The organism is Butyricicoccus faecihominis (genome assembly GCF_014648015.1).
Taxonomy (GTDB): Bacteria; Bacillota; Clostridia; order Oscillospirales; family Butyricicoccaceae; genus Agathobaculum; species Agathobaculum butyriciproducens.
In genome coordinates this window covers 135,294-152,293 of record NZ_BMQH01000004.1, presented here as the reverse complement: position 1 = coordinate 152,293, position 17,000 = coordinate 135,294, and the positions used below count along the sequence as shown (strand labels likewise).

Sequence of the window (17,000 nt, the reverse complement as noted above, 5' to 3'; positions counted from 1 at the left end):
TTACTTGTCCTTTGCGGGCGCCAGAAACATCAGCATCTGGCGGCCTTCGAGCTTGGGCTGCTTTTCTACCGTGCTGCACTCCGAGCACAGCTCCGCGAAGCGATGGAGCAGATCCTGACCAAGCGACGCGTGCGTGACCTCACGGCCACGGAAGCGAACCGAAACCTTGACCTTGTTGCCGTCCTGCAGGAAGCGGCAAGCGTTCTTTACCTTGGTGTTCAGGTCGCCGATGTCGATATTAGGCGTCAGGCGAATCTCTTTGATCTCCACGACACGCTGATTCTTTCGCGCTTCCTTCTCGCGCTTTGCCTGCTCGAAGCGGAATTTACCGTAATCCATGATCTTGCAGACAGGCGGCTTAGCCTGCGGCGCGATTTTGACCAGATCCATGCCCTTTTCTACGGCGATATCCTGTGCCTGCTGAATAGGCAGAATGCCGAGCTGTTCGCCGTCGTCACCGATCAGACGAACTTCCTTGTCGCGGATCTCTTCATTGATTTGATGTTCCATGCTGCTGATTGGTAAGCACCTCCAAACGAAATCGGTTTAAGACAAAAAGAAAAAGGACTGATCATTCAGACCGTCCTCCAAATAAAATCGCAGAGCGCGCAAAGCGGCTTCTGTGCTTTATTGACCCGTTTGCTTCGCTGCGGGTGAGGACATGCCTTCTTCCTTGTTACCTCAACTACTATACCAGAATTAATTTGCAAAGTCAAGGCTTTATTTCATGTTTTTTAACTGGTATGATTATTACAGCAACAGACATACTATGATCGTGTAAAGCGTAGTGCTGAATGCACAACATAAGGCTTTACAAATACGTCATAATTTGTTATGCTTAATACAAGGGACAGGAAACACCTGATTGCTCCCCTTTACTATGAATTTAAGGAGGTGCCGGACCCATGAGCGAGGAATACGGCAATGATTTTGTAACCCTGATCGACGAGGACGGCAACGAGGTCGAGTTTGAGCATATCGACACCGTGGAATATAATGGCGTGACCTATCTGGCGTTTATCCCTGCAGAGATCTCCATCGAGGAGGATGCAGAGGTCGTTATCATGCAGATCGTTGAGGAGAACGGCGAAGAGCTGCTCGAGGCGGTCGAGGATGACGAGATCGCAGATGCAGTGTTCAACATCGTTATGGAACGCGCCGAGGCAGAGGAGGAGTAATTCTCCGGCCGATGGCATAAAATAAGAATAAACAGCGCAGCTTCGTTATCGGAAGCAAAGCATTTTATTTCGGTAAGATCCTGCCCTGTTCGACAGCAGTCCTTTTTTAACCCACATTTTTAGTACGGGACTTCGGAAAGTTTTGATACTGAGCAGCAGGCCTCCCGGGTATACACGGAAGTTGGAAGCGCAGAGGTATCAAACAGAGGACCCACCTGCATGAGTCGTGCAGGTTACTAATTGGACTGCATCGGCAGGGTGGGGTTTTATTTTACCTATTTAATGTAATTAAAATTGATATTTTGGGTGGAGAGTTGAGAATGAAGAGATTGTGTAAGGTAGAAGTTAGGAGTGAGGAGGTAGGAGTGGGTTAAGAGGAAACGGCCGTAAATTGCATAATAAAAACCACCACGGAAACGTGGTGGTTTTTATTATTTCTTATTCTTTTTGGCATTTGCAAAATCTTTGCGCAGATTTCCTATTTTCTTATCCGCTCTTGCATCTTTGCCGTTTGGATTACGAATCGCTCCGGACGGTAAACCATGCTTCTTTTCAAACGCTCCTACTGTGCAATCACTTCTTGTTTTTCTTGTTGCCATAATTACATTCCTTTCCACTCTCTATAGGCTTGCAAATCATTATCCACTGCCTTAATCGCAATTCCAATAACTGCCGCATCGTCCAACAACCCAATCCCCGGAATACAATCCGGAATCAAATCAACCGGACTGAAAAAATAAATCAATGCTGCAATAATGCCAATCACGCTTGCTAACGGAATTTCGGTATACTCTCCTTTAACATAATCGACAACGATCATGCACAACAGCGGAATATCTCCCAGCAACGAGCCTACAACTGGAATTGTATCCAGCTTTTTCAAGACTTTGCTGATGAATTCCAGTAGCTTATCTTCGTCGTGCAGCATTTCCTCTGCTTCAGATTTCTTACTCTCAAATGCAGCTTCAAAATCATACCACATACTTTTTCCTCCCGTCGTATATATTCCACCACCTTACATACACTATATCTCGAAACGAGATAAAAGTCAATATCATGTTTCGAGATAAGTTAAGGTAAATGCGAGGTGGTCATATGGAGCACAACCGCATAAAAGAATTGCGCGAAGACAGGGATATCAAACAGCGTGAAATTGCCGCATATCTAAAGGTAGCGCAGAACACATACAGCAATTATGAAAACGGTGTGCGTGAATTTCCGTTGGAGATTCTGATTCTACTTTCTCGTTTCTATCAGGTCAATCTGGAATATTTGCTTGGATTGACCGATATACCGACACCGTTACCGCCATCGAAACGACCAAAATAAAACACCCGAGGCATTAAAAATGCTTCGGGTGTTACGTTTTTGTCCGTGACGCGGGACTGGATGATTCCATTTTTATATGTTTCCTTTCAAAAACAGGTATAAAAAAACCACGCGGCTGCTGTTTCTCTGCAAGCCCTGCGTGGAACCGATCAAAAAGTGCGGTTACTTTTCGCTCTGCGTCTTATGGTCATCACCAAAGATCAGATCGTCGATGTCCGGACGGTCGGGCTTCTGCGGAATAGAAAGTCTTCTCATGATGTCATGCCTCCTTACTAATGTACTCTATATATTATTATAGCATGTTATTCTAAAAATGCAAATTAAATTCCTGTAAAGTTACACAAATTTCACAAAAGATAAGGGGCGGCTAACGATAAGCCGTCCCTTCTTTTGCCATTTCGTATGTAGTGCTTAGCGGCCGAAGTAGCTGAAGTGCATGTAGTCGCGCTTGGTGCGCCAGCCGTTGCCGCCCCAGGTAAAGCCGTACTTGGTGAAGGCATTGTAAACATCGCCGCCCTCGGGGATGGAGTACGGATCAATATACGGCGTCCAGTGGGTGCCGCAGGTCGGAGACAGGGAACCGTCCGAGTTGATGGTAGCTTCCATGTTCTCGTCCGGGTTGATATCAACTGCGGTGCCCTGCGAGTGCTCGCCGGTGCGCCACGAGTAGCAGCCTACATCATAGATCGGGAACTTCTCGGAGCCGTTGAAGATCTCCTCGAAGATTGCCTGATAGATGGAAGCCAGCGAAGCGTTTACCTGCAGATAAGCCTTGGAGGCCACCTTGGTGCCGTTGGACTGCAGATGCCATACCGGAACCACGATCTCTACCATGTGAGCCTCAGCCTCAGCTGCGGACTGGTACTTGCCGTTGCCTGCGCCGTAAACGTAGGTCATCTTCTCAGCCTCGGTCTTCGGCAGACCGGTGATGGTGGTTGCGGCAGAGGTGGAAGAACCGGCGGTGGTCGGCAGGTTAGCGGAGCCGTCAACCGCTGCAATCGGCGTCTTATCCGGCTTGAAGGCGGTGCAGAAGCGGTTTGCCATGATCAGCGCCTGCTCACGGGTGGTGGTGCCGGACGGAGCCAGAATGGTGGTGTCCGTGCTGGTATCGGTGATGCCGTTGATGACCGAATGATCGACCATGATAACGACCGGCTGCATTGCGTAATCGCTGATCATGCTTACATCGGGGTAATCCTCGATACAGGCATCACCTGCGATCTCGGTTGCTTCGATATCGGCAGCGGCGAGGATGTTGTCGAGTATGGTGCACATTTCCTCACGGCTGATCTTGGCATCCGGATCAAAGTTGCCGTTGGTGCGACCGTTTACAATGCCGAGCAGGTAAGCTGCGGTGACATTGGGGTCCGAGCAGTCCTCGAACGGCTTTTTGCCCGAAACATAGACAGCCTTGCCGCTGACAGCCTTGTAGGCGTTCAGCGCAACGGCACAGAACTCTGCGCGGGTGATAGAGCCGGAAGCGGCACTGTTGGCCAGGGACGAAGGTGCCAGACCGGCATTCTGCGCAGCGGCAACGCCTTCCTGCGCCCAGCTGGACACATCGGATAATGCTCCCGCGCTTGGCATGAGCATTGCGGCAGTCAGCGCAAGCATACCGGCACGGCGAGCGATAGGATGAGACATTGAATTTTTCCTCCTGACTGGTTGTTGGTTTGCGGATAAAACAAACCAGTATGTTAAGGCAACACCGCACAATTAAAGCGGCGGTGCTTTGCGGAAATTTTGTGCCCTGACTTTGTTGCAGTTTCACGGTAATACATCAAGTATTACCGCAAAACTGCGCCTCGTCAGTACGCAAAATTTACTCGCAAATCACTCTTGTTCAATTATGCGGTATTGCCTTAAATAAAACGAAATGGTCGAATTCAGACAAAATTACAGTAATTGTAAATTTATACACATAGTCCACAGACTTTTCCACAAGCTGTTAAGAACCCGCGGCTCTGTCGAGTGAACGGTACTGCAGAGCCTCGGCGAGATGCTCAGCCTCGATGACACTGCTGTCTGCCAGATCGGCGATCGTGCGGGCAACACGCAGTACGCGGTCATGCGCACGGGCGGTCAACCCCAGTCGCTGAAATGCGGCCGCAAACATACGAGACGCATCCGCACTCAGCGGGCAGTGCTCGGCAAGCTGCGGCGGCGGAATCGCGGCATTGCATACGTCAGAGCCCTGCCGGGCATACTGCCGCTCGCGCGCGGCGAGCACACGGGCACGAATGTCGGCAGAGTGTTCCTCGCTGGTCTGACCTCGTGCAGCAAGCGCGGCGTATTCAACCGGCTGCACAGCAACCTGCAGGTCGATTCGGTCGAGCAGCGGACCGGACAGACGGTGCAGATACTGCTGAACGGCAGCCTTGGTGCAGGTGCAGCGTTCCGTGCCGTACCAGCCGCATTTGCAGGGATTCATCGCGGCAATGAGCTGAAAACGTGCCGGATACGTCACCTGACCGGCGACACGCGAGATGGTAACTCTGCCGTCCTCAAGCGGCTGGCGCAGGGTTTCAAGCACATCGCGTCGGAATTCCGGAAATTCATCCAGAAACAGCACACCGCGGTGCGCGAGCGTGATCTCGCCGGGGACGGGCAGCCGGCCTGCGGCACCCGAACCGCCTGCCATCGCGTTGGCCGAGGAATTATGGTGCGGTGCACGGAACGGCCGTTCGGCACGCTCGACCGCCTCCTGTCCTCTGCCGATGGCGGACCAGACACGGATAACCTCCAGCCGTTCGCTGTCGGACAGCGGCGGCAGGATGGTGGAAAAGCGTTTTGCAGCCATGCTCTTGCCCGAACCGGGTGGTCCGGAAAGAAGCACGTTGTGTCCGCCTGCAGCCGCGATCTCAAGCGCGCGTTTGACCGCGTGCTGACCGAGCACATGCGCAAAATCCAGCGCATTGTCCTGCGGTTCGGGCCTGGGCGGAGGAGCACACGGCGTGAGCGGCTTTCTGCCGTTCAAATGTCCGAGAAGCTCATTTAATGTACGGATCGGAAACACCGTCACACCGGAAGCATAGGATGCTTCGGCGGCGTTCATCGTGGGAACGAACACGGTTTTGAAACCGGCATCACGCGCAGCAAGTGCCATGGAAAGCGCACCGCAGACAGGCCGCAGCTCTCCGGTGAGGGAAAGCTCTCCGAAGAAGAGAGCGTTGTCGGGCGGTGCGTCGATCTCGCCCGCTGCCGCCAGAATGGAAAGCAGAAGGGGCAGATCGTATGCTGTTCCTGCCTTTTTGGTGTCGGCAGGTGCGAGGTTGACGGTCAGTCGGGATACGGGCCAGTCAAAGGCACAGGCCTTTGCGGCGGCACGGACGCGCTCTCCGGCTTCGGATACCGCGCCGGTCGGCAGACCGACGACATCCAGCCGGGGAAGTCCGCCGGAGAGGAAGCACTCGACGGTGACAATGTAGCCGTCAATGCCGCTCAGTCCTGCGGAGAATACGCGAGATACCATGCCGATCCCTCCGATACTTATGACATAACCAGATAACTATACATCTAATACTATACTATGTGTCATCAGATTACGCAATAAAAAACACGGAAAAAACACAGAAATTCCATGATAAAAAGTTTGTATGCGTTTCATAATATGAAACATCTTATCAAAATTTGAAAAATAGTGCGGAAAATAGTACATTTACTGTTTACAACTTTGTGCGTGAGTGCTACAATGGAGGGGCAGGTAAGGCTTAGTTTAGGTTAAAATACACCAAAACGAGGGCTTTTAATTCCGATTGAGAATTATAATTTTTTATAGGAGGACATCAACATGGCAAGAAAGATGAAGTCCATGGACGGCAACACTGCGGCCGCGCACGTATCGTACGCGTTTACCGAAGTTGCGGGTATCTATCCGATCACCCCGTCCAGCCCCATGGCAGACAGCGTTGACCAGTGGGCTGCCGCAGGTCAGAAGAACATTTTCGGTACTACCGTTAAGGTAATCGAAATGCAGTCCGAGGCAGGTGCGGCGGGTACCGTACACGGCTCTCTGGCAGCAGGTGCGCTGACCACCACCTACACCGCTTCTCAGGGTCTTCTTCTGATGATCCCGAATATGTACAAGATCGCAGGCGAGCTGCTTCCGTGTGTATTCCACGTTTCCGCTCGTACCGTTGCATCTCATGCACTGAACATCTTCGGTGATCATTCCGACGTTATGGCTTGCCGCCAGACTGGTTTCGCTATGCTGGCTGAGACCAACCCGCAGGAGGTCATGGACCTGTCTGCAGTAGCACATCTGGCTACCATTAAGTCCCGTGTTCCGTTCATCAACTTCTTCGACGGCTTCCGTACCTCCCACGAGATCCAGAAGATCCAGGTTTGGGATTACGAGGATCTGAAGGAAATGTGCGACATGGATGCTGTTGAAGCATTCCGCAAGCGCGCACTGAACCCGGAGCACGCTATGATGCGCGGCTCTCACGAGAACGGCGACGTATTCTTCCAGCACCGCGAGGCTTCCAACAAGTTCTATGAAGCTGTTCCGGGCATCGTTGAGGAGTACATGGGCAAGGTAAATGCCAAGCTCGGCACCAACTACCAGCTGTTCAACTACTACGGCGCTGCTGACGCTGACCGCGTTATCATCGCTATGGGCTCCATCTGCGACGTTGCAGAGGAAGTTATCGATTACCTGAACGCACACGGCGAGAAGGTCGGCCTGGTTAAGGTTCGTCTGTACCGTCCGTTCCGTGCTGACAAGCTGATCACAGCTATCCCGGAGACCGCTAAGAAGATCGCAGTCCTCGACCGCACCAAGGAGCCGGGCTCCCAGGGCGAGCCGCTTTACATGGACGTTGTTACCGCTCTGGCTGATGCAGGCATCACCGATAAGGTAGTAACCGGCGGCCGTTACGGTCTGGGTTCCAAGGATACGCCCCCGTCCTCCGTATTCGCTGTATACGAGGAGCTTGCTAAGGCAGAGCCGAAGAAGATGTTCACTCTGGGCATCAACGACGACGTTACCTACCTGTCCCTCGAGGAGAAGCCGGCACCGAACACCGCAGCAGAAGGCACGACCGAGTGCAAGTTCTGGGGTCTCGGCGGCGACGGTACCGTTGGTGCGAACAAGAACTCCATCAAGATCATCGGCGACCACACCGACAAGTTCGTACAGGCTTACTTCCAGTACGACTCCAAGAAGACCGGCGGCGTAACCGTTTCGCATCTGCGTTTTGGCGACAAGCCGATCCGTTCTCCTTACTACATCAACAAGGCTGACTTCGTAGCCTGCCACAACCCGTCCTACATCACCAAGCACTTCCCGATCGTGCGTGACGTTAAGCCGGGCGGCGTATTCCTCATCAACTGCCAGTGGACTCCGGAGGAGCTGAGCAAGCATCTGGCAGCTTCCGAGAAGCGCTACATTGCTAAGAACGACGTTCAGCTTTACACCATCAACGCAATCGACCTCGCTATCGAGATCGGCATGGGCAAGCGCACCAACACCATCCTGCAGTCTGCATTCTTCGCACTGGCTAAGGTAATGCCGAGCGAGCAGGCTATCCAGTTCATGAAGGACGCTGCTACCAAGTCCTACCTGAAGAAGGGCCAGGACATCGTTGATATGAACCACAAGGCTATCGACATCGGCGCTACCGCATTCAAGAAGATCGACGTACCGGCTGACTGGGCTGACGCACAGGACGAGGCTGATACCCGCGATCTGCAGGGCCGTCCGGAAGTTGTCAAGATGGTCAAGGACGTTATGGAGCCGATCGGCCGCATGGACGGCGACTCCCTGCCGGTATCCGCATTCGCAGGCGAGCATGTTGACGGCTCCTTCGAGCACGGCGCAGCTGCTTACGAGAAGCGCGGCGTAGCAGTTACCGTTCCGCAGTGGAACGAGGCTACCTGTGTTCAGTGTAACCAGTGTGCTTACGTCTGCCCGCACGCTACCATTCGTCCGTTCGCTCTGACTGAGGAAGAGGCTGCTGCAGCACCGGCTTCCACCAAGCTGGTTGACATCAAGGCCGGCAAGGGCAAGGGCGTTTACAAGTACACCATGGCTGTATCTCCGCTCGACTGCATGGGCTGCGGCGTATGTATCGGCGTTTGCCCGACCAAGTCCCTGACTATGGTTCCGCAGGCTGACGAGGCTGCTCAGCAGGATGCATTCGATTACTGCGTAGCAAAGGTTTCCGAGAAGGCCGACATGATCTCCACGAACTCCGTTAAGGATTCGCAGTTCAAGAAGCCGCTGCTTGAGTTCTCCGGTTCCTGCGCAGGCTGTGCAGAGACCTCTTACGCCCGCCTGATCACTCAGGTTTGCGGCGATCGTATGTACATCTCCAACGCTACCGGCTGTTCGTCCATTTGGGGCGGCCCGGCTGCTACCTCCCCGTACACCGTTGATGCAAACGGCCACGGTCCGGCATGGGCTAACTCCCTGTTCGAGGATAACGCAGAGCACGGCCTTGGCATGTACTACGGCCAGGAAGCTCTCCGCGAGCGCCTGATCTCCAAGCTCGAGGTTATGGCTGGCTCTGAGAACGCTACCGACGACTTCAAGAACGCTGTCAACACCTTCATGGATACCAAGGACAACGGCGCTGCTAACGCTGAGCCGGCAAAGGCACTGGTTGCAGAGCTCGAAAAGGGCGCAGCAGCAGGCTGCCCGGACTGCAAGGATGTTCTGGCTCACAAGGAATACCTCGCTAAGAAGTCCGTTTGGATCTTCGGCGGCGACGGCTGGGCATACGATATCGGCTTCGGCGGTCTGGATCACGTTCTGGCATCCGGCAAGGACGTAAACGTTATGGTATTCGATACCGAGGTTTACTCCAACACCGGCGGACAGGCTTCCAAGGCTACCAACATCGGCGCTGTTGCACAGTTCGCAGCTTCCGGTAAGACCACCAAGAAGAAGAGCCTTGCTGAGATCGCTATGAGCTACGGCTACGTTTACGTTGCACAGGTAGCTATGGGCGCTAACCCGGCTCAGACCCTGAAGGCCATCGCTGAGGCTGAGGCTTATCCGGGCCCGTCGCTGGTAATCGGCTATGCTCCGTGTGAGATGCACTCCATCAAGGGCGGCATGACCAACTGCCAGGCTGAGATGAAGAAGGCTGTTGACTGCGGTTACTGGAACCTGTTCCGCTTCAACCCGCAGCTGGCTGACGAGGGCAAGAACCCGTTCATTCTGGAGTCCAAGGAGCCCAAGACCGAGGATTACCGCAAGTTCATGATGAACGAGGCTCGTTACTCCGCACTGACCCGTGCATTCCCGGATCGTGCAGAGGGCCTGTTCGAGCGTTCCGAGGTAGAGTCTACCAAGCGTTACGCTCACCTGAAGCGCCTGCAGGATCTGTACGCTCCCGAGGCGTAAGATCGCGCAAAACGCTTGCTGAAATAGCATAATAAATCCCGCAGAGGTTTTCTCTGCGGGATTTTTTTGCGTTTATTTCGTAACATACGCGAATTGTGTCTGCTATATTGCAGGGCGGGGTAAGGTCACCCCGCCCTGCACGATATATTTTGCCTAAAGGTCTATTGGGGGATAACAGTGTCGCACAACTCTTTAGTCTGATGGTAGCGGACGGCACCTGTAAATTCATCTGCACACGCGCAATCGTAGGGGAGTACAGTGCGCTCTCGCATCACCGACAACCAGACGCGGACAAACGATTTTGCCGCCGCATGATACATTTCTGTTTCAAAATACAAAGAGATATATCCTTTCGGAAAAATTTATGCTATACTGAAATCAATAAGACAGGCAGGACAATTGGATAGAGAAGGGCGGGATCATAATGAAAAAAGATCTGTTGAAACGTGTGGGAATGTTGACAGCGGCAACTGCTGCCTGTACAGCTGGTGTTTTCGGGGCGCTGGCGATGAATGGACTGCGTTACATGAGGCCAACGGCGGACAACTGGTGGCTGCTGCCGTGGGTCGAACCGGCGGCAAGAATCGAACAGTCCGTCATGGATTTTCAGGATTCTTCTGCACCCAGCTATACCATTACCGGTTATGATGCACAGAATCGTGAGATTTGGTCGAGTACGACATTCGGCAGGCTGACCTCGGTCGGCAGCAGCCGCCATGTGTACACCGGCAACACCGAAGCGCAGTATAATTGGGGAGAGGGTCAGCCGGCTGTGGTCTGGCAGTATGATGAACAGGGACGGCTCATTCGGGAGGAAATCCCGGGGGAGGCTGTGACGAACTTTTTTTATCACGGAAACGAGACCAAGCCTTATCTGGAGAAATCCTATAACGGTCAGAATGTTCAGCTTCTGCAGAAAACCACAGAAACAGACAGCAGTACCGGAAATACGATCACATTATGTATGTGGTATGAGGAGGACGGCACTTTTCAGATGAGGGTACGTTTTACCGAGGATGCGCACGGCAATACCATCAAGCGGGAGATTACCGACGCGGACGGCGGGACAGAAACTTATGTCAACCGATGGATGTATGATGATGCCGCACGCACAGCCACCTGCGTGAATGGTGAATCGGGCACGACCGAGAAATACTGGTATGACGAACAGGGACGCTGGATAAAAAATGCATATAGCTTTTCGGAGGATGTTTTTCCGCGTGAGATTACAACAACATACACCGATGTAACCCGCTGAGGAGGTGTTTGGGTGAAGCTGAACATTCTTAAACGAGCCGGAATGCTGGCGGCGAGCACTGCGGTCTGCTGCGGTGCTGTTTTCGGCGGCTTATCGCTGAACGGACTGCGGTATATCCGTCCGACAGCGGAAAACTGGACACTTCTGGCGTATATGCAGCCTGCTGCTCGGATTGAACAGCAAAAGACAACGCGCGTGATACCGGATGAGAAGGAATGGTCCTATCTCAGAATCACCGGCTACGATGCGCAGAACCGCGAGATCTGGTCACTGAATTGCAAGCGTCCGTTCGGTGTGAGTTCCAGTGAACGCAAGGTTTACAATGGCAGCAAAATGACATGGTATTTCACAACCTGCGGTGTGAAAACGGTTTCTTACACAGAGTATGACGAGCAGGGTCGTATCGTTCGCACGGAGGATGAGGACGGAATAGAGACTTACACCTATCGCGGAGACGAGAAAGAACCGTATCTGGAGCGGAGTTACGACACGGCAGGCAACATGCAGTCACAGACAGTGTCGGAATACAATCCCAAAACCGGAGAAACGACCAGAACCAGTACGGTTTTTGAGGGTGTGCTGACCGGTACATGGATCACGGTGAAGGATGCACGCGGTTCCATACTGCGCATGGAAAACAATGTGCATGATCCGAATTACGAAATGATGCAGAACAACGAGTGGACGTATGACGACGCCGAGCACACCGCAGTCTGCGTCAGCGAGGATGGCGTAACCGAGAAAATATGGTATGACGAGCAGCAGCGCGTCCTGCGGGATGAATGCTACACGCCGGACGGTATTCTGCAGACCTGCACCGTCAATGATTTTTTTGACATTACCCGATAAATCTGGGAACCTTTTGCAGATACCAACGTCAAATACAATGCAGCGATCAGAAAACAGCGCGCGATACCGGGAACAAAGAAAATACATCATTGACCGCTGAATTAAAAGGAGGATTTTCTATGAAACGAACGATTGCAGCGATTTTATCTGCGGCTATGCTTGTAACGGCAGCTGCGGCAGCGGAAGCGTCGAGCAGTTGGGCGAAGTCGGCGGTGGATACCGCGCGGAACGCGGGCATTGTGCCGGAGCAGGTTGATCAGGCGTACACGCAGAGCATCACCCGAGCGGATTTCTGCGCACTGGCGGCAGCGGTTTATCGCACCTGGGAAAAGAGCGGCAACGTAAAATCCGTTGATAAGGCTGTGGTCTCCTTCTCGGATACCAAGGACGAGGATGTGCTGCTTTGTGCCTCTCTGGGCGTGGTAAACGGTGTTGGCGGCGGAAAGTTTGCACCGCAGCAGCAGCTGACCCGTCAGCAGGCGGCAAGCATGCTGCACCGTCTGGGCAATCTGCGCAAGAATGCCAAGGACAACGTCAAGGACCGTATGCCGCACGTTTTTGCGGACGGCGCGGACATTCAGGCGTGGGCACGGAATGATGTGTACTGGGTCTACAATCAGGGCGTAATGAACGGCGTCAGCGGCAATCGTTTTGCACCGAATAACAGCTATACGCACGAGCAGTCCATCGCGACCATGCTGCGCCTGTATGATACCAAGTATGCTGTCAAGGACGACAGCACGAGCAGCACAGACAGCAAATATTATATCAATCGTGCGGTTGTCGGTCCGGGTGTTTCGCAGGTCTATCTGGAAGATGCAAAAGGCAATCGCCTGCTGACAGATTACAAGGACACCAAGGGTGAATTTTACGATATTGAGTTGTTCGGTGAGTGGGTCACGCTGCGGAAAACCGTGGACTATCAGCATGATGTACACAACATGAAGACCGGCGAAACACTGGAAAACTACGCTGTTATCGGCACGGATGGCGAGCAGGCAGGCTGGCTGCGTCCGTCTCCGGAGAATGGCGGTGAGGTTTATGGAAAGGACCGCATTATCTATGCCGATGGCACAAGCAGCACGCAGACGTATGACGCGTTGACCGATTTCAAGGACGGCAAAGCAGTTGTCCGCGTGGACAGCAAGACCATTGCCGCAATTGACACCACCGGCAAGACCCTGTGGAGCATGAATTTTGCGTTTGACCACAGCAAGATGGCTGTTGAAATTCTGCTTGCTGGTGATGGCAAGGGTGACCGCTTTGTTGTTGTAAATCGGGACGGTTCCTCGTACACGATTATCGCAGGCGGCAAGCGCATTGCATCCAGCTCTCATGCGCTGGATGTAAGTCAGTACAGCGATACCTACATCGCCGCAGAATCGACCGGTTATTACGCACTCTACAACTTCAAGGGCAAAAAGCTGACAAAGACCTATCAGAATGCGTTCAATGAGGTCGGTCAGAATATTTACAGCCGCTGGATCAGCAATACCGAATACGAGTACATCCGCTGTGATGCGGACGGCACGAACAAGGTTCTGTTCCGCGTAAAGTGCCCGAACGGCCGTCCGGGCACACTGCCGACCGACGGTGCAGGCGTGTATGCGCTCCGCACGGATGAGCACACTATTACCTGCTTTGACCGCTTCGGCACGACGCTCGGCACCATCAAGAACGATGGTGCAATGACGCAGGAAATCACCTTTGAAAACGGCTGTGTCCGCGTAATGGATAAGCTGTACCTCCCGACCGGTGAGGAAATCTGATAAACACGAAAAAGGCACCGACTCGGTGCCTTTTTCATTTGCTGTACCTTGTAACCGAGCAATGAAACGGTTATAATAGAACCTGTACGATAAACGACGAAAAAAGGAGGAATTTCCTTGCAGTTAGAACAAACGCTGCGAACGCTGTGTGCACTGCCGGCGGTCAGCGGCTTTGAGATGCAGGCGGCACACACCGTCGCGGAGCTGTTCCGCCCGTACTGCGACACCGTGGATGTGGATAAGAACGGCAACGTGATCGGCAGCCTGTCCTGCGGTAAAGAGGGCGCGAAAACCGTCCTGCTGGACGCGCATCTCGACCAGATCGGCTTTCTTGTCACCGAGGTACTGGACGGCGGCTTTCTGCGGTTCGCGCCGGTCGGCGGTGTGGACCCGCGCATGCTGCTTGGCGGTGAGGTGACCATTCTCGCGGACGAGCCGCTGTACGGCGTGGTATCCTGCATGCCGCCGCACCTGCTCAAAGCAGGTGAGCAGAACAAGGCCGTACCCATCGACCAGATGGCGATTGACACCGGTCTGCTTGATGCCAAAAGCCGCATTCGCGTGGGTACGCCCATCGTGTTCGCGCAGCAGCCGATCAAGCTGGCGGGCGGTCAGCTTTGCAGCAAGTGCCTTGACGACCGAGCGGGCGTTGCCGCCATCCTGCTGGCGATGGAGAAGCTGCACGCGGCAAAGGACAAGCTGAAGTGCAATGTCGCGGTGCTCATCAGCACGCAGGAGGAGGTCACCGAGCTGGGTGCGCAGACCGGCGCGTTTACGGTTCAGCCGGAGTACGCCATCGCGGTGGACGTGACCCACGGCAGAACGCCGGACGGTCCGTCGGACGGTGTGTTCGACCTCGGCAGCGGCGTGGCAGTCGGCATGGGACCGAACCTGCATCGCGGCTTTACCAAGGCGCTCATCAAGACCGCCAAGGCGAACGACATCGACTATACGCTTGAAATCATGGAGGGCAACACCGGCACGAATGCGTGGACGATGCAGATCGTCGGCCGCGGTATCGCAATGGGTCTGCTGTCCATTCCGGAAAAATACATGCATACGCCGGTCGAGGTTGTGAAGCTGTCTGATGTGCAGGCGGTTGCTGACCTGATGGCGGAATTTCTGCGCGGATTTGACGGGGAGGTGGGTGCATGATCGAACTGATGAAGCAGCTGTGCGCACTGCCAGGGCCGTCCGGCTGTGAGGATGCGGTGCGCGAGTTTGTGCTCGAGAAGGTGAAACCGTTTGCGGATGAAATTAAAACCGATGCCATCGGCAACATTATGGTGTTCCGAAAGGGCAAAAAGGCGCTCGAGCGTCCGGTCGTTGTGTGCGCGCACATGGACGAGGTCGGCGTTATCATCAAGCAGATTACGGACGACGGCATGCTCAAGTTCGGCTTTGTCGGCGGCGTGGACCCGCGTGTTGTCATCGGCCGACCGGTTCGCTTCGGTGATGTGCAGGGCGTGATCGGCATCAAGGCGGTTCATCTGACAACTGCCGCAGAACGCCGCACCATGCCAAAGACCAAGGATTTGTATATCGACATCGGTGCAGCGAGCAAAGCTGCCGCTGAGGACAAGGTTTCGCTTGGCGATTACGGCGTGTTTGACTCGGCGGTTGTCGAGTTCGGCGACGGTCTTATCAAGGCCAAGGCGATTGACGACCGTGTCGGCTGTGCTGCGCTCCTCAAGCTCATCGAGGACGAGCCGCCGATCGACACCTGGTTCTGCTTTACTGTGCAGGAGGAAGTCGGTCTGCGCGGTGCGGCAAGCATGGCGTATGCGCTCGATCCGGGATTTGCAATGGTGCTCGAGGGTACGACAGCTGCTGATCTCGCAGAGGTGGAAGGCGGCAAAGCCGTTTGCCGCGTACGCGGCGGTGTTGTTCTGCCGTTCATGGATGGCGCGACTATCTACGATGCGGAGCTGTTTGAACTTATGCGCAATGCCTGCGACAAGCGCGGCATCCGCTGGCAGACGAAAACGCGCGTAGCCGGCGGCACGGACGCAGGCCGCATCCACAAGAGCCGTGCAGGCGTGCGCGTGTGCGCGGCTGCGGCTCCGGTACGCTATATTCACTCGCCGTCCTCGGTGGCGGCAGTAGCCGACTGCGAAGCGGTGCTCGCTGCCGCACGCGCATTTCTGGAAGAACTCGGAGGGAACGACGAATGAGCAAGATTTTTGATTTATGGAACACGGTCGCGGGTGCATTCGGCCCTTCCGGCCGTGAGGATGCGGTGCGCGAGACCATCGCGGGAATTGCAGGCGCGTATATCGACGATGTAACGACAGATGCGCTCGGCAATCTTATCTGCCGTAAAAAAGGCGCAAAGAATGGCAAAAAGCTGCTGTTTGCCGCGCATATGGACTCCATCGGCGTGGTTGCCACCTATATTGAGGACAAGGGTTTCATCCGTTTTTCGCAGATCGGCGGCCTGTATGTCGGTGACCTGCTGAATATTCAGGTGAAGTTTGCCAACGGCACGCGCGGCGTGATCTCCTACGAGGAAAAGACGCCGCTTAAGGATTTGACGCTGGATAATCTGTTCATCGACATCGGCGCAAAGAACGCCGAGGAAGCGCGCAAGCTGGTGCAGATCGGTGATTTCGCTGTGTACGAGGCACCGCGGTTCGAGCAGAACGGCGTGCTGTGCGGTCCGTATCTGGACAACCGCATCGGCTGTGTGACGCTCCTGCTGATGATGGAGCAGTTGGCGGACAAGGAAATCGAGAACGACCTGTACTTCGTGTTTACGGCACAGGAGGAGGTTGGCCTGCGCGGCGCAGGCGCGGCAGCGTTCGCAGTTGAGCCGGATGCGGCTATCGCAGTGGACGTGACCGACACCGGCGACCTGCCGGAGATGAAGTCCGCGATGGTGGTCGAGCTGGGCAAGGGACCGGCAGTCAAGGTGATGGACCGCTCGGTTATCTGCACACCGGCGGTTGTAGATGCGCTCGAGCAGGCGGCGAAAGACTGCGGTGTATCCGCGCAGCGCGAAATCCTGCTGTGCGGCGGCACGGATACGTCAGCGCTGCAGAAGGCGCGCGCAGGCGTGCAGGCAGGCGCGGTCTCCATCCCGACTCGCTATATCCATTCTCCGAGCGAGCTGTGTGCGGTTTCCGATGTCGAGGACGCGGCAAAGCTGCTGACACAGTATGCACTCCAAAAATAACCGATAGAGTTACTGGGAATTTTGCAAAAAACGACAGGTGACAAGCTGCCGATTTTGCAGTATGATAAAGACACAGCAAGGGGGCTGATAC

Annotated in this window: 14 protein-coding genes and 1 other RNA gene; 10 read left to right on the top strand and 5 right to left on the bottom strand. The window is 54.3% G+C overall.

Annotated features, from left to right (window positions below):
• Positions 1–510, bottom strand: coding sequence for a translation initiation factor IF-3 (gene infC / locus IEY11_RS05435; protein ID WP_118360706.1), 510 nt, complete (start codon positions 508–510; stop codon positions 1–3).
• A gap of 395 nt (positions 511–905) precedes the next feature.
• Here infC and IEY11_RS05430 point away from each other — a divergent pair, with 395 nt between their 5' ends.
• Positions 906–1,178 carry a DUF1292 domain-containing protein gene (locus IEY11_RS05430; protein WP_117492244.1) on the top strand — a complete coding sequence of 91 codons (273 nt, stop codon included), beginning with the start codon at positions 906–908 and terminating at the stop codon, positions 1,176–1,178.
• Positions 1,179–1,252: 74 nt separating this feature from the next.
• Positions 1,253–1,447, top strand: a non-coding RNA gene (ssrS, locus tag IEY11_RS05425) — 6S RNA.
• A 162-nt stretch (positions 1,448–1,609) separates the two neighbouring features.
• On the opposite strand, the gene IEY11_RS05420 is transcribed toward ssrS, so the two are convergent.
• Entirely contained in the window at positions 1,610–1,777 is a 168-nt protein-coding gene (locus IEY11_RS05420; RefSeq protein ID WP_188886020.1) for a hypothetical protein, read from the bottom strand.
• 2 nt (positions 1,778–1,779) lie between these two features.
• Positions 1,780–2,160 carry a YkvA family protein gene (locus IEY11_RS05415; protein ID WP_118646454.1) on the bottom strand — a complete coding sequence of 127 codons (381 nt, stop codon included), beginning with the start codon at positions 2,158–2,160 and terminating at the stop codon, positions 1,780–1,782.
• Between the two features lie 113 nt (positions 2,161–2,273).
• Here IEY11_RS05415 and IEY11_RS05410 point away from each other — a divergent pair, with 113 nt between their 5' ends.
• Complete coding sequence (locus IEY11_RS05410; protein WP_118284956.1) at positions 2,274–2,507, top strand: helix-turn-helix domain-containing protein; 234 nt, start codon at positions 2,274–2,276, stop codon at positions 2,505–2,507.
• Positions 2,508–2,918: 411 nt separating this feature from the next.
• Here the strand turns inward: IEY11_RS05410 and IEY11_RS05405 are convergent, their stop codons facing one another.
• Complete coding sequence (locus tag IEY11_RS05405; protein ID WP_118646456.1) at positions 2,919–4,151, bottom strand: S-layer homology domain-containing protein; 1,233 nt, start codon at positions 4,149–4,151, stop codon at positions 2,919–2,921.
• A gap of 304 nt (positions 4,152–4,455) precedes the next feature.
• Positions 4,456–5,979 carry a YifB family Mg chelatase-like AAA ATPase gene (locus IEY11_RS05400; RefSeq protein ID WP_188886019.1) on the bottom strand — a complete coding sequence of 508 codons (1,524 nt, stop codon included), beginning with the start codon at positions 5,977–5,979 and terminating at the stop codon, positions 4,456–4,458.
• 318 nt (positions 5,980–6,297) lie between these two features.
• Between IEY11_RS05400 and nifJ the strand changes: the two genes are divergently transcribed.
• The 7 genes from nifJ (at position 6,298) to IEY11_RS05365 (ending at position 16,909) form a co-directional block, all read left to right on the top strand.
• Positions 6,298–9,858 carry a pyruvate:ferredoxin (flavodoxin) oxidoreductase gene (gene nifJ, locus IEY11_RS05395; RefSeq protein ID WP_188886018.1) on the top strand — a complete coding sequence of 1,187 codons (3,561 nt, stop codon included), beginning with the start codon at positions 6,298–6,300 and terminating at the stop codon, positions 9,856–9,858.
• Between the two features lie 424 nt (positions 9,859–10,282).
• Positions 10,283–11,116, top strand: a complete 834-nt coding sequence (locus IEY11_RS05390; RefSeq protein ID WP_188886017.1) for a hypothetical protein — start codon at positions 10,283–10,285, stop codon at positions 11,114–11,116.
• A 12-nt stretch (positions 11,117–11,128) separates the two neighbouring features.
• Positions 11,129–11,965, top strand: coding sequence for a hypothetical protein (locus tag IEY11_RS05385; RefSeq protein ID WP_188886016.1), 837 nt, complete (start codon positions 11,129–11,131; stop codon positions 11,963–11,965).
• Between the two features lie 119 nt (positions 11,966–12,084).
• Positions 12,085–13,734, top strand: coding sequence for an S-layer homology domain-containing protein (locus IEY11_RS05380; protein WP_188886015.1), 1,650 nt, complete (start codon positions 12,085–12,087; stop codon positions 13,732–13,734).
• 117 nt (positions 13,735–13,851) lie between these two features.
• Positions 13,852–14,889 (top strand): M42 family metallopeptidase, encoded by a 1,038-nt coding sequence (locus IEY11_RS05375; RefSeq protein ID WP_188886014.1) that lies wholly within the window; start codon positions 13,852–13,854, stop codon positions 14,887–14,889.
• Positions 14,886–15,908: a M42 family metallopeptidase gene (locus IEY11_RS05370; RefSeq protein WP_118761306.1), complete on the top strand. Its 1,023-nt coding sequence runs from the start codon at positions 14,886–14,888 to the stop codon at positions 15,906–15,908. The genes IEY11_RS05375 and IEY11_RS05370 overlap by 4 nt, the downstream gene beginning before the upstream one ends.
• Positions 15,905–16,909 carry a M42 family metallopeptidase gene (locus IEY11_RS05365; protein WP_188886013.1) on the top strand — a complete coding sequence of 335 codons (1,005 nt, stop codon included), beginning with the start codon at positions 15,905–15,907 and terminating at the stop codon, positions 16,907–16,909. Before IEY11_RS05370 ends, IEY11_RS05365 begins: the two co-directional genes overlap by 4 nt.
• Positions 16,910–17,000: the final 91 nt, after the last annotated feature.

Excerpts from the sequence above, each read along its gene's own strand:
- infC (WP_118360706.1), bottom strand. The coding sequence starts at position 510 with ATGGAACATCAAATCAATGAAGAGATCCGCGACAAGGAAGTTCGTCTG.
- IEY11_RS05430 (WP_117492244.1), top strand. The coding sequence starts at position 906 with ATGAGCGAGGAATACGGCAATGATTTTGTAACCCTGATCGACGAGGAC.
- IEY11_RS05420 (WP_188886020.1), bottom strand. The coding sequence starts at position 1,777 with ATGGCAACAAGAAAAACAAGAAGTGATTGCACAGTAGGAGCGTTTGAA.
- IEY11_RS05415 (WP_118646454.1), bottom strand. The coding sequence starts at position 2,160 with ATGTGGTATGATTTTGAAGCTGCATTTGAGAGTAAGAAATCTGAAGCA.
- IEY11_RS05410 (WP_118284956.1), top strand. The coding sequence starts at position 2,274 with ATGGAGCACAACCGCATAAAAGAATTGCGCGAAGACAGGGATATCAAA.
- IEY11_RS05405 (WP_118646456.1), bottom strand. The coding sequence starts at position 4,151 with ATGTCTCATCCTATCGCTCGCCGTGCCGGTATGCTTGCGCTGACTGCC.
- IEY11_RS05400 (WP_188886019.1), bottom strand. The coding sequence starts at position 5,979 with ATGGTATCTCGCGTATTCTCCGCAGGACTGAGCGGCATTGACGGCTAC.
- nifJ (WP_188886018.1), top strand. The coding sequence starts at position 6,298 with ATGGCAAGAAAGATGAAGTCCATGGACGGCAACACTGCGGCCGCGCAC.
- IEY11_RS05390 (WP_188886017.1), top strand. The coding sequence starts at position 10,283 with ATGAAAAAAGATCTGTTGAAACGTGTGGGAATGTTGACAGCGGCAACT.
- IEY11_RS05380 (WP_188886015.1), top strand. The coding sequence starts at position 12,085 with ATGAAACGAACGATTGCAGCGATTTTATCTGCGGCTATGCTTGTAACG.
- IEY11_RS05370 (WP_118761306.1), top strand. The coding sequence starts at position 14,886 with ATGATCGAACTGATGAAGCAGCTGTGCGCACTGCCAGGGCCGTCCGGC.
- IEY11_RS05365 (WP_188886013.1), top strand. The coding sequence starts at position 15,905 with ATGAGCAAGATTTTTGATTTATGGAACACGGTCGCGGGTGCATTCGGC.